The 12,631-nt window shown below is 56.7% G+C and carries 12 protein-coding genes; 7 read left to right on the forward strand and 5 right to left on the reverse strand.

Annotation, left to right across the window (positions count from 1 at the left end; all coding sequences use genetic code 11):
- Window positions 1-15: 15 nt before the first annotated feature.
- The 3 genes from argS to ACI0FJ_RS09225 all read left to right on the forward strand — a co-directional run bounded on the left by argS (window position 16) and on the right by ACI0FJ_RS09225 (window position 4,239).
- Complete coding sequence (gene argS, locus ACI0FJ_RS09215) at window positions 16-1,671, forward strand: arginine--tRNA ligase (RefSeq protein WP_424302170.1); 1,656 nt, start codon at window positions 16-18, stop codon at window positions 1,669-1,671.
- Between the two features lie 24 nt (window positions 1,672-1,695).
- Window positions 1,696-2,421: an SPOR domain-containing protein gene (locus ACI0FJ_RS09220; RefSeq protein WP_424302173.1), complete on the forward strand. Its 726-nt coding sequence runs from the start codon at window positions 1,696-1,698 to the stop codon at window positions 2,419-2,421.
- 117 nt (window positions 2,422-2,538) lie between these two features.
- Entirely contained in the window at window positions 2,539-4,239 is a 1,701-nt protein-coding gene (locus ACI0FJ_RS09225) for a long-chain-fatty-acid--CoA ligase (RefSeq protein WP_424302176.1), read from the forward strand.
- Window positions 4,240-4,752: 513 nt separating this feature from the next.
- Here the strand turns inward: ACI0FJ_RS09225 and ACI0FJ_RS09230 are convergent.
- Genes ACI0FJ_RS09230 through ACI0FJ_RS09245 form a run of 4 tightly spaced genes read right to left on the reverse strand, consistent with a single transcriptional unit; the run spans window position 4,753 to window position 8,033 of the window.
- Entirely contained in the window at window positions 4,753-5,133 is a 381-nt protein-coding gene (locus ACI0FJ_RS09230) for a DUF1987 domain-containing protein (protein WP_424302179.1), read from the reverse strand.
- Window positions 5,133-5,675, reverse strand: coding sequence for a SiaB family protein kinase (locus ACI0FJ_RS09235; protein WP_424302182.1), 543 nt, complete (start codon window positions 5,673-5,675; stop codon window positions 5,133-5,135). Before ACI0FJ_RS09235 ends, ACI0FJ_RS09230 begins: the two co-directional genes overlap by 1 nt.
- Complete coding sequence (locus tag ACI0FJ_RS09240) at window positions 5,659-6,828, reverse strand: PP2C family protein-serine/threonine phosphatase (protein WP_424302185.1); 1,170 nt, start codon at window positions 6,826-6,828, stop codon at window positions 5,659-5,661. The genes ACI0FJ_RS09235 and ACI0FJ_RS09240 overlap by 17 nt, the downstream gene beginning before the upstream one ends.
- 8 nt (window positions 6,829-6,836) lie before the next feature.
- Entirely contained in the window at window positions 6,837-8,033 is a 1,197-nt protein-coding gene (locus ACI0FJ_RS09245; protein WP_424302188.1) for a sensor domain-containing diguanylate cyclase, read from the reverse strand.
- A gap of 237 nt (window positions 8,034-8,270) precedes the next feature.
- Here ACI0FJ_RS09245 and xth point away from each other — a divergent pair, with 237 nt between their 5' ends.
- Window positions 8,271-9,035, forward strand: a complete 765-nt coding sequence (gene xth, locus ACI0FJ_RS09250; RefSeq protein ID WP_424302191.1) for an exodeoxyribonuclease III — start codon at window positions 8,271-8,273, stop codon at window positions 9,033-9,035.
- A 156-nt stretch (window positions 9,036-9,191) separates the two neighbouring features.
- Here the strand turns inward: xth and ACI0FJ_RS09255 are convergent, their stop codons facing one another.
- The gene (locus ACI0FJ_RS09255; protein WP_424302194.1) at window positions 9,192-9,458 is read right to left on the reverse strand and encodes a hypothetical protein; all 267 of its coding nucleotides are present in this window, start codon (window positions 9,456-9,458) and stop codon (window positions 9,192-9,194) included.
- 427 nt (window positions 9,459-9,885) lie between these two features.
- On the opposite strand from ACI0FJ_RS09255, the gene ACI0FJ_RS09260 reads away from it, so the two are divergent.
- The 3 genes from ACI0FJ_RS09260 (at window position 9,886) to ACI0FJ_RS09270 (ending at window position 12,582) form a co-directional block, all read left to right on the forward strand.
- The gene (locus ACI0FJ_RS09260) at window positions 9,886-11,184 is read left to right on the forward strand and encodes a phenylacetate--CoA ligase family protein (RefSeq protein WP_424302197.1); all 1,299 of its coding nucleotides are present in this window, start codon (window positions 9,886-9,888) and stop codon (window positions 11,182-11,184) included.
- Between the two features lie 43 nt (window positions 11,185-11,227).
- Entirely contained in the window at window positions 11,228-11,659 is a 432-nt protein-coding gene (locus tag ACI0FJ_RS09265) for an ACT domain-containing protein (RefSeq protein WP_424302200.1), read from the forward strand.
- 137 nt (window positions 11,660-11,796) lie between these two features.
- A complete protein-coding gene (locus ACI0FJ_RS09270) occupies window positions 11,797-12,582 on the forward strand; it encodes an amidohydrolase family protein (RefSeq protein ID WP_424302203.1) in 786 nt (261 codons plus the stop codon).
- The last annotated feature ends 49 nt before the right edge of the window (window positions 12,583-12,631 follow it).

Below are 12,631 nucleotides of genomic sequence, written 5' to 3' on the forward strand. Positions count from 1 at the left end.
GCAACCGAGAACCCAATGCGTGCATACAACCATTTGAAAGCGACCCTGGAACAGGCCCTGGCTTCGCTGGAGCTGCCCGTTCCCGAAAAGATGACCATTGAACCGCCCAGAGACAAAAGCTTTGGCGACCTGGCCACCAACGCGGCCATGATGCTCTCCAAGGTGGCCAAGAAGGCGCCCCGGAAAATCGCCGAAGACCTCAAGGCGGTCATCGAAGGCATGGATACGTCCATCGAACGCATCGACGTAGCCGGCCCCGGTTTTCTCAACTTTTTCTTTTCCGACGCTTTCTGGCGCCAGACCGTGGTGGATATCCGCGAGCGAGGCGAAGAATACGGACGCATCGACCTGGGACAGGGACGCAGGGTGCAGGTGGAATACGTATCCGCCAATCCCACGGGCCCCCTGCACATAGGGCACGGCCGCGGCGCCGCCGTAGGCGACAGCCTGGCGCGCATCATGCGGGCCGCCGGTTGGGAAGTTTCCACGGAATACTATCTCAACGACGCCGGACGCCAGATGCTCATTCTGGGCAAGTCCATCTTCTGCCGCTACCAGCAGCACTTCGGTGCCGACATCGAGCTGTTCGAAAACGGCTACAAGGGCGAGTACATCATGGACCTGGCCAAGGAGCTTGCCGACAAGCACGGCAAGACCCTGCTGGACATGGCCGAGGACGAGGCGGTTTCCATCTGCCGCGAATACGGCATGGCCGTCATTCTGGACGGCATCAAGCAGGACCTTCAGGATTTCAACGTGGAACACCAGGTATGGTTTTCCGAACGTTCCCTGACCGAAGCAGGCAAGGTGGACGAAACCTTCGACTTTCTCAGGAAAGAGGGACTCGCCTACGATGAGGACGGCGCGCTCTGGTTCCGCTCCACAGATTTCAAGGACGACAAGAACCGCGTTCTGCGCAAGTCCAGCGGCGACCTGACCTATTTTGCCTCGGACATCGCCTACCACGACGACAAGTACAAGCGCGGTTTCGATCTGGTCATCGACATCTGGGGTGCGGACCACCACGGCTACATCCAGCGCATGAAGGCCGCGGTGCAGGCCCTGGGCAAGGAAGCCGACCAGCTCGAAGTCATCCTTGTGCAGCTGGTCAACCTGCTCAAGGGCGGCGAACAGATCGCCATGAGCACACGGGCCGGAAAATTCGAAACCCTGGCCGACGTGGTCGAGGAAGTGGGTGCGGACAGCGCGCGCTTCATCTTCCTGTCACGCAAGAGCGACAGCAAGCTGGATTTCGACCTGGATCTGGTCAAGGAAAAGTCCATGGACAATCCGGTCTACTACGTGCAGTACGCTCACGCCCGCATCTGTTCCGTATTCCGCAAGGCAGAGGAACTGGACATTGCCATTCCCGCTCCGGGACAGGCCGACCTTTCGCCCCTGAATACCCTGGAAGACCAGTTGCTGCTGCGCTGCCTGGAACAGTTCCCGGACGCGGTGCAGGCCTCGGCCCACACCTTCTCCCCGCACCACATCAGCTACTATTTGCGCGAACTGGCCGGACTGCTGCACCGCTACTACTCGGCCAACAAGATTCTCACCGCCGGGGACGACGCAGTGATTGCCGCACGCCTGGCTCTCATCGATTCTGTACGCCAGGCACTGGCCAACGGCCTGGGCCTGCTCGGTGTAAGCGCCCCGGAAAGCATGTAGGCGCATAACAGCCGAGGACAAGCAATGGCTTTTTTGAGAAAATCCAACGGCAAATCCGACAAAAACGGAAAAGCCAAAAAAAACAGCGAGGCCAAGCAGCCCCGCAAGTTTACCCTGGAACTCTCGCCCGGCGGCCTTATCGCCGCCGGGTTCGGAGCCTTGCTCTGTTTGATCTGGGTTTTTATATTGGGCGTCCTGCTGGGACGGGGCTACCGTCCGGAAAATGACGTTCCCGAACTGTCCAAGCTCATCCCCGAACCGCCCGCCGCAAAAGCCGTGGCGGAGCAGCCCAAACCCGAGGACCGCGTCCTCAAGGCCGTGGAGCTGGACTACATGAAGTCCCTGCACCAAAAGTCGCCCAACACTGTCCGGGATATGAAGCCCAGCCCCAAACCGGAGCCAAAACCAAAGCCCAAGGCCGAACCGGCCAAAGCCCAAAAAGCGTCCCAACCCGCTCCGGCCGTGCAAAAGGCTTCCGCCCCTGCCACGCCCACCCCACAAAAGGGCATGTTCAACTACGTCTATCAGGTGGCGGCCTTTCAGGACAAACTCTCGGCCCACGGCTTTGCCAATACCCTGAAGGATCGCGGTCTTCACCCGGCAAGCGAATCCGTCAAGGTGGGGCAGAAAACCTGGTACCGGGTTCTGGTCCATTTTCGCGGAAAGCCCGCGGACACGGCCCATCTCAAAAGCATTCTTGCCGAGCTGGGTGTGAACAAGATCATCATGCGAAGCAAAAAACCGTTATAAACCTGCGTTCCCTATAGAACGCCCCGTGGGGTGGGCTGCAAACGGGTTTCAGCTTTTCCCTTGTCATCCATCCCCGTGCAAATTATACACCTGCCCATCAATTTTCGAGGGGGAGAGATGTCCGAAGAAACACGTCCCTGGTTCGCGAGCTACGATCCCAACGTGCCCAAGAACCTGACATACGAAAATATACCGGTATTCGAATACCTCGACCGCAGCGCCAAGGAATACCCCGACCGCGCGGCCATTATTTTCAAGAACAAGACCATCACCTACGCCGAACTGCACGCGCAAGCCGAGATAATGGCCGCCAACCTGCGTGCCCAGGGCGTTCGTTCCGGCGACCGGGTCGGCGTCATGCTGCCCAACCTGCCCCAGACCATCGTCACCTACTGGGGCATTCTCAAGGCGGGGGGCGCCGTGGTCATGACCAACCCCCTGTACAGAGAAAAAGAGGTCCTGCACCAATTCAACGATGCGGACGTACGCCATCTGGTGCTGCTGGACATGCTCTGGCCCAAGATAGAACCGCTGTACGACAGGACCCCGGTCAAAAAAATCTACATCACCTCCATCCCCGAGGCACTCAAGTTTCCCCTGAACTGGCTGGCCAAACTCAAACTGAAAAAAGAAGGCCGGGCCGTAAGGATTCCCTACGACGGAAAGAAGATCCTTCCCTGGAAGTCCCTGCTCAAGGGCAAGAAACGCTACTCGCACCCCAACATCATGCCCCATGCGGACCTGGCCCTGCTGCAGTACACCGGCGGCACCACGGGTGTTTCCAAAGGTTGCATGATCACCCACGCCAATCTGGTGGCCAACGCAACCCAAATTCACTCCCTGCTGCACACCTGCAACATGGGGTCGGAAGTTTTTTTGGGAGTACTGCCCTATTTCCATGTGTACGGTCTGGGAACCTGCCTGAACCTGCCCACCTCTCTGGGCGCGACCACGGCACCCATGCCGCGTTTCGACCCCATGGAAGTGCTCCAGGCCTTTGGCAAGATCAAGCCCACCATCTTTCCCGGCGCTCCCAGCGTGTACATTGCGCTCATGCACCAGAAGCGCTTTGAGGAGACGGATTTCTCTTCCCTACGCTATTGCGTTTCAGGGTCGGCAGCCATGCCCATGGAAATCCTGAACCAGTTCAGAAAACGCACGGGCGCGGAAATCATCGAAGGCTACGGCCTTACCGAAGCCTCTCCGGTAACGCACCTCAACCCGCTCAACGGCGAACGCAAGCCCGGCACCATCGGCCTGCCCTTCCCGGACACCGATGCCCGCATCGTGGACATGGAAGTGGGCGGTCCGCCCCTGCCTCCGGGAAAACTGGGCGAACTCATCATCAAGGCTCCCCAGGTCATGAAGGGCTATTGGGGGCGTCCGGATGAAACCGCCAGCACCCTGCGCAACGGGTGGCTCTACACCGGCGATATCGCCACCATGGACGAGCAGGGCTACTTCACCATCGTGGACCGCAAAAAAGACCTCATCATCTCCGCCGGGTACAACATCTACCCGCGCGAAGTGGACGAGGTGCTCTACGAACACCCGGCCATCCAGGAAGCCTGCGCCGTGGGCATTCCCCACCAGACGCGCGGCGAAATCGTCAAGGCGTTCATTGTGCTGAAACCCGGACAGCAGCTGACCAAGCAGGAGATTCTGGCCTACTGCAAGGAAAAGCTGGCTGGTTACAAGGTGCCCAAGCGGGTCGAGTTCCGTGACGAGCTGCCCAAGACCCTGGTCGGCAAGGTGCTGCGCCGTGCCCTGCGCGATGAAGAGCTGTCGCGCAAAAAAAGCAGAAAAAAAGGCGAGTAACAGACGCGTACCGTCTCCATTGCCGAAACAAATTCAAACCCCTCGCGTATTTTTCCATACGCGAGGGGTTATTTTTTCCGAGGTACCAAGCGCATCTCGACGATGCTCTCATGCCCTTCCCCCATACACCATGCTGCTCAAAGAGGTGGGAGCACAAGGCGCGAGGGGAAACTCAAGGCCGACGCGTATTTTTATATACGCGAGGATTTGAGTTTACCGAAGCAACGCAGCTATCGGGCCTCTTTCAGCCTTACGCCATGGCGCTCAAAAAGGCGGGAGAGCAAGGCGCAAGGGGAAACCCAAGGCCGACGCGTATTCTTATATACGCGAGGATTTGAGTTTACCGAAGCAACGCAGCTATCGGGCCTTTTTCAGCCTTACACCATGCTGCTCAAAGAGGTGGGAGAGCAAGGCGCAAGGGGAAACCCAAGGCCGACGCGTATTCTTATATACGCAAGGATTTGCGTTTACCGAAGCAACGAAGCTATCAGGCCTTTTTCAGCGCCATGGCACTTAAATTTGCTGTAAATGAAAAGGCAGGTCCCGCAAATCCTCCTGAAACTCCTGCCCGCATTCCTGGGCAATGTCGTTGTCTTCGTGGAAGCGCCAGCTCACCTCTATGTCTTTGCCGTTGCGCACGGCATCGTCGAGCATATCGAAAAGATCCATAAAGGCCTTGGAAGTGGAACTGTTGAAATAGACGATTTCCATGTTCAGGCGCAGTTTGTCCGATTGTGGGGATTCCAGGTATTCGCCCAGCAGGTCGAACAGGGGATCGTAGAACTTGCCGCAATTTTCAGGATAGGACTCCCCGCAGATTTCCAGAAGGCCTTCTTCCGGGTCAAAATCCACGGCTGGGGACGACTTTGTGGCCCCTATTTGCACGCGCTCCATTACTTCCCCTCCATGTCGAGACTGGCATTGACCACGAAGAAGAGCCCCTCGTCCTCCATGGGATCAAAGCTGTAGGTCAATGGTCTGCTGGCCTTACGCGCCATTTCTATGAATCCCAGCCCGGCCCCCAGAGAATCGGTGTCGGACGTTTTGCGTCGCTGCTCCCGGTAGTAAATTTTAAGTTGCTCTTTATCCATGCCGTTCACGATTTCGATCTTTGTACGGATTTTGTCTTTCATGGAAGGAGAAATCCTGTTGCCGCAGCTTACTGTAAAGCCGCCGTTGTTACGGCTTACCAAAATCTGCCCCATGCCCAGCCGGGACGATTCGCCCCGGGGATTCTCGCCCGCATAGTTGACCACGTTCTGCATCTGCTCCACCAATACGGCAAAGACCTTGCGAACCGTGTTGGAAGCATGATTCTCACTCGCCATTTTGCAGCGCAGCACATCGCCCAGCCCCTCCACCAATCCCTGGCAGATAGGGCCGCAAAAATACAGCACCACGCCTTCTCCTTCCATATGTCTATACTTCTGCAGCATGTTCCCTCCTGTCGGTCAGGGCAAAACCCAGAACTGTCCGATCGTCCCGAACGGACTCTCCACCACGATACCGTGTCAATTCGTGTTCCAGCAGCACCTGTTGTCTTGAAAAATCCTCTCGCCCGTTACCGGACAAAAAATTACGCAATCTCTTTTTACCATACGGCAGCCTCGTTTCGCCGCCCACCTGGTCCACAACTCCATCACTCATCAGGTAAAACCGCATGCCGGGGCGAACGGTCACCACCTTGTTTGTAAAACCGTAGTCGGCCGGAGAACGAGCAAACCCCACGCCGCACCTGTCGCCCTTCACTTCCGTAACGGCACTGTCGGCATGGCGGATAAAAAGTGAATTACGAGCCCCGGAAAACACCACCTGCTGCCTGTCGTCGGGGATGTAGCAAACGGAGCAGTCCATACCGTCGTCGGCACCGGAGCTGCCATCATCCGAGCCCAGGGCGCTTTTGACGCCGCGGTTCATGCAGGCAAGGACGCTGGCGGGATCGCCCTCCATGGATTCCACGTCCAGCCGTTCGAACAGAGAGTGGACAATAAGGGTCATAAACGCCCCTGGCACCCCATGCCCGGTGCAATCGATAACTGCCACAAATACCCCTGCCGATGTTTTGCGCATCCAGTAGGAATCACCGCCCACCACGTCGCGCTGTTCCCAAATGAGAAAATGATCGGGAAAAACCCCTTTCAATTCCTCGGGCGGGGGAAGAAACGCCTTTTGAATAAGGCTTGCGTAATCCAAAGACTCCATTACCCGCTGCTGCGCTCCCGCCAAATCCTTCAGCGCACTATTCAGGGCAATCTGGCGGCTTTCCACGGCATGGCTCATCCAAAACATGTTTGCCTTCAAAAGTTGAAGCTCATCCGGATTTTCCCAGTCTTCGGGCACGGATTCGAAAGGCGAGAGGTTTCCATTGCGCATTTCACTACAGGCCGCATTCAATCGGCGAATTGCTCTTCCGGCGACAAAATTAGTGGTCAGGTACGCACCAGGAGCCAGCAGAATAAGTCCGGCAGCCACCCATACCCCCAAAACGGTTTCCACGGTTGACCGATCCATGTAATCCATACCGATCAGCAGAATCAGGGGAAAGGCGATGGTGCCTCCAAACAGAACCAGTCGCATTTTCGTCTGCATGCGCATATTCATCCCTTTATCCCGCTGTTGTGCGAAACCGGGGCCGCGCTCTGGAGCCCGCCGCAAGCCACGAACGGCCCGTCGTACAGACACACCCTGTTTCTGCCGCTTCGTTTGGCTTCATACAGGGCCACATCCGCCCACTTCAGCAGCACGTCCGGGTCCGCTTCCTTTGTGTCTTCCGCATGTTCCAACTCCTCATGGAGCAGGTCCGGAGTCCAGGCGCACACCCCGATGGAAACAGTCACCAAGGGGCAGCGCGCCCCACCGCAACAACAATCCTCCACTGCCCCGCGTATCCTTTCCGCAGCCGTCAGGGCGATCTTTGCCTCGGTTTCCGGGAAGAGCATCACAAACTCCTCACCGCCCAGGCGTGCGCAGGTGTCCACATCGCGCACACTTCCGCAAATGCAGTGCGCCACCTTGCGCAGCACCGCATCTCCTGCATCGTGCCCCATGGTGTCGTTTACACGTTTAAAAAAATCTATGTCCGCAATCATCACGGCAAGAGGACTTTGGGCATGTCTGCTGCGCCGCAATTCCCGGCGAAATATCTCCATGAAATATCGGCGGTTTGGCAGTTCCGTCAGGGAATCCACATTGGCGCGGTGCGACAGTTCGGCCATAACCCGGCGCTGCTCTGTCATATCCAGGGCAACCCCCACGTAGACCTCTTTGCCGTCCGGGCAGACAACAACTTCCTCGTGGAGCCGCTGCACACTCAGTTGAATCCATACCTCGCCCCCGTCCCGACGTCTGAGCGCGGCTTCAAAGCGTTCCACACGGCCATGTTTGGCAAGCACATTCAGGTAGCTTTCATGGTCTTTGGGGGAAACAAACAGCGCCCCCAGACCGGGAACCGCAGCCACAAAACTCTCGGCAGATTCCCAGCCCAGAATGCGGGCCATGGCAGGATTGACCTCGACCAGATCGCCGCTGGACGTGGTGCTGAAAATCCCTTCGGAAACATGGGAAAAGATAGAGCGATACAAAGCTTCTTTGGCTGCTATCTCACGATTGAGCACATTGAGTTGCGCCTGCATTCGGTCGCCCATGGACAACAGTCGACCACTCTGACGCAGCAGCTTTTTGAAGCCTTCCAGCAGTTCGCGGAAGTCGTCCAGAGTCGGTGGTTCCCCTCCTGCCGCCCGGGACAAATAATGTTCAGCCCTTTCCACAAGGGCTTTCTCTTTTTTCAGTGGCATGTTCAGCTTATCTTTGCGGTTCCTTGTCTCGGCCCGGATATGCGGGAAGTTTTCGTAGGCGCTTCGGAGTATCCTTTGGTATGCCAGGAATTGTTACTATTGAATTTAATAATCAAGATCAATAGCTATTCCATCAAAAAGAAACTTGTTTCCACTTTTTCGCCACGCCATTGTGCTCAACAAGCCCACCGTGTACTATTGAGACTCCACAAAAACGCCAGCCAAACGGATATTCGCATGAAATTGTATTCCTGGAACATCAATGGATTCCGCGCCGTTATCAAAAAAGGCTTCTGGGACTGGTTCACGGCCTGCGACGCCGATGTGGTCAGCCTGCAGGAAATCAAGGCCACTCCGGACCAGCTCGACGAGGGCGACCTCAACCCGCACGGCTACACGGGCACATGGAATCCGGCCACGGTCAAGAAGGGCTACTCGGGCACGGCCTGCCTGTACCGCAAGGAACCGCTGTCCGTCAGCACCGGCCTGCCCGAGCCAGAATTTGCAGGCGAAGGCCGTCTCATCACCCTGGAATATCCAGAGATATACCTGATGAACTGCTATTTCCCCAACGGCCAGATGAGCCAGGAGCGCCTTGATTTCAAAATGGCCTATTACGACGCCTTTCTGGCCTATGCCCAGCAGCTGCGCGAGAGCAAGCCCGTGGTCATCTGCGGCGATGTGAACACCGCGCATACGGAAATAGATCTGAAAAACGCCAAGGCCAATGAAGACCGGTCGGGCTTTCTGCCCATGGAACGGGAGTGGATAGACACCCTGCTGGACCACGGCTATGTGGACACCTTCCGCATGTTCCAGCCGGACGGCGGCCACTATTCATGGTGGAGCTATCGCTTCAAGGCCAGGGAACGCAACGCGGGGTGGCGCATCGACTACTTTTTCGTGTGCGAGGAGCTTCGCCCCAAAGTCAAACGCGCCTGGATAGAGGACGACGTGACCGGTTCGGACCATTGCCCCATCGGGCTGGAGCTGGATCTGTAGACGAACGTCCGCAACCAACGAATAGCATCCGTCGCGTTCCGTCTGCCCTGCGCAGGTACGGGACGCGGCGGATTACTCTGTCTCTCCATCCGCCGCCTGTCCCACACCTCGGCTTGTCCCTATTCGACCACTTATTCGGTTACTTGTTTCACCACGCTATTTCACTACACTTTTCGTGTAGGTACGGACCAGTTCGTCGTTGCGGTCGAAAACCATGAACAGCCTGTACGTGTAGTCCAGCTCGTTTATCCGATGGCGCAGCCAGCTGCAGTATTTAAGGCCGTCGGGACGGGTATTACAGGACATGGGCTTGCCGAACTCGGCCACGGCCTGCTGGTAGTTTTGCGCTTCCACGGTTTTGGTAAAGCAGCCCCCAAGGCATAGCGTCGCCGTCAGCACGGCAAGCAGGAAGAAAATACGCATCTTGCTTCTCCTTTGATTAAAGGAAAAATACGCTGGAATACTCGAGGATTTCAAGCGACCATTTTTCTCGTGTCGCGTCCGGTTAATTTGTTGCATTACAAATGCAGGAGTACACGCGACACGTAACATGGTGGGAGAAGCCCACCATGCGCCGCCGGAAATATTGAAGGCGGCGTGAACGAACCTGAAAACCACGTTTTTCAGGTCGTGATCTTCCACCAACTCCATGCATGAAGTTGGTGGACATCACATGGATACTAAAATTTTCCATCCTGTCCCGCCACCTTGACGCAGTGGTGGTTTGTCGGGCATTTAAAACGCCTTATCCGGCTGTTGTGCCGAGTCTTCGGCAACCTGGTAGTGCCCCGGGTACGGGCGGATCATCATTCGTTATAAACGGAAGGATTAATACATTACGGAGGGCGACATGCTTTTTGATTATGAACAGGAAACCCTGCCTCGTGAAGAACTCGAGGCGCTCCAACTGCGGCGCTTGCAGACCCAATGCGAACGAGTTTACGCCAATGTGCCCTTTTACCGCAAAAAATTTGACGAGGCCGGGCTGAAGCCTTCCGAGATCCGCTCGCTAAGCGACCTGACCAACCTTCCGTTTACCGAAAAGCAGGACCTGCGCAACCACTATCCTTTTGGCATGTTCGCCGTACCGCGCGATCAGGTCGTCCGAGTGCACGCCTCGTCCGGCACCACGGGCAGAGCCACGGTTGTGGGCTACACCCGCCGCGACATCCGCAACTGGTCCGAACTCATGGCCCGCAGTTTCATGCTGGCCGGTGCCAACAGCAACGACGTCATCCACAACGCCTACGGGTACGGCCTGTTCACCGGCGGTCTGGGCGCCCACTACGGTGCCGAACGTCTGGGTGCCACGGTCATTCCCATCTCCGGCGGCAGCACCAAGCGCCAGGCCGTCCTGCTCAAGGACTTTGCCCCGGACGTCATCTGCTGCACCCCCAGCTACGCCCTGCACCTGCACGAGGCAGCCATGGAAGCGGGAATAGACATTGCCAAACTGCCCCTGCGCATCGGCATCTTTGGTGCCGAGCCCTGGACCGACGAAATGCGTCGCGACGTGGAACGTAAAATGGGCCTGAAAGCCATGGACATCTACGGTTTGTCCGAAGTCATGGGCCCCGGCGTTGCCATGGAGTGCATCGAAGCCCAGAACGGCCTGCACATCCAGGAAGATCACTTCCTCGTGGAAATCATCAACCCGGAAACAGGCGAAATTCTCCCTCCCGGAAGCACGGGCGAACTGGTCATCACCACGCTGACCAAGGAAGCCATTCCGCTTATCCGCTACCGGACCAAGGACCTGACCAGCCTGGACTACACGCCCTGCAAATGCGGCCGGACCTTTGCCCGCATGCACCGTCTGATGGGCCGTTCCGACGACATGCTCATCATCCGCGGCGTCAACGTATTCCCGTCCCAGATCGAAAGCATTCTGCTGGAAACCGAGGGACTTACTCCGCACTATCAGCTGATTATAAAGCGCGAAGGCACTCTGGACACGCTGGAAGTGCAGGTGGAAGTCGACGAAAAGCTCTTTTCCGACGCGATCAAAAATTTACAACGTCTCGAAGGCGGGATACAAAAAAATATCAAGGATTTCCTGGGCGTCACCGCAAAGGTCAAACTGGTCGAACCAAGAACCATTGAACGCAGCGCGGGGAAAGCCAAGCGCATAATTGACCAACGCGGCTAAACGTCCGCACCCGGCCGAATTATCAACCTGAAGCGAGGACGCAATGAAAGTCGAGCAACTCTCCATTTTTCTGGAAAATAGGGCGGGACGTCTGGCCGAAGTGACCAAGACACTTTCCGACAACAACATCAACCTGCGTGCGCTTTCCCTGGCAGACACCTCGGATTTCGGCATTCTGCGCCTGATCGTGTCCGACTTTGAAAAGGCACGCAAGGTACTGAAGGAAGCCGGTTTCACCGTGGGCCGGACAAGCGTGGTGGCAGTGGAAGTCCCGGACCGTCCGGGCGGACTGCACGACATCCTGGAAAATCTGGGAGAACGCGGGGTAAACGTCGAGTACATGTACGCCTTTGTACAGCAGAGCGGCAAAAACGCCGTCATCATCTTCCGCTTCGACAAGCTGGACCAGGCTATCGAAGTGTTGCAGGAACTCGACATCCCGATCATTCCCGGCACGCAGCTGTACGAAATGTAGCGCCCATCCCATTTGGTCCGAAGGCACCCCGGTGTCTTCGGACCAATGTTTCGCCGCTTCTTCCCCAAACAGGTTTTTCACAATTCAAACAACCAGCTCCCCGGCAAAGGGAAATGGCGGCTTTATAGAGTTTTTCAATGCGAATCGACGTACATACTCACGCTTTTCACGACAAGATTGCGGAAAAAGCTGTTGCCCATCTTGAGAACCACTACGGCATTCGGCCTTTGGGCACGGGCAAAGTGGACGACCTTTTGGAACGCGCCCGCAAGGCGGGGCTGGACAAGGTGGTTGTGCACTCTGCCGCAACGGACCGTTCCCAGGTTATTCCCGCCAACAACTGGGCCATCGGAATGCAGCAGAAATTCCCGGAGATTATCGCCTTCGGCACGCTGCACATCGACTACCAGCAACCGGAAAAGGAAATCGAACGCCTGCTCCGCAACAACATCACCGGCCTGAAAATGCACTGCGACTTCCAGGGCTTTTTCATGGACGATCCCCGCTTTGTGGAAATGCTGCGGCTTGTCGTGGACAAGTTCACCATCATGTTCCACGTGGGAGATGTACTCCCCCCGGAGAAAAACCCCTCCTGCCCCATCAAATTCGCCAAACTCATGCGCACTTTTCCCGGCGCACGCTTCATTGCCGCGCATATGGGCGGCTACCAGCACTGGAAATACGCTCTGGACACCATTATAGGCACGGAAGCCTTCATCGACACCTCCAGCACCCTGGACTACATCGACGACGCCACGCTTTCCGCCATCTGGAACAAGCACCCCAGGGAACGCATTCTCTTCGGTAGCGACTACCCTCTTTTCGATCCGGGCGACGAAGCCATCAAGCTGCAAAAACGCCTGCACCTCACCGACAGTGAACTGGACGAAGTGATCTGCAACGGCGGCCGTCTTTTCGAATAGCTGAAAAATCTGCCCCCAAAGACGCACCATCGCCGCAGGAAAGTCATTC

Source organism: Desulfovibrio sp. 7SRBS1 (assembly GCF_049723905.1).
Taxonomy (GTDB): Bacteria; Desulfobacterota; Desulfovibrionia; order Desulfovibrionales; family Desulfovibrionaceae.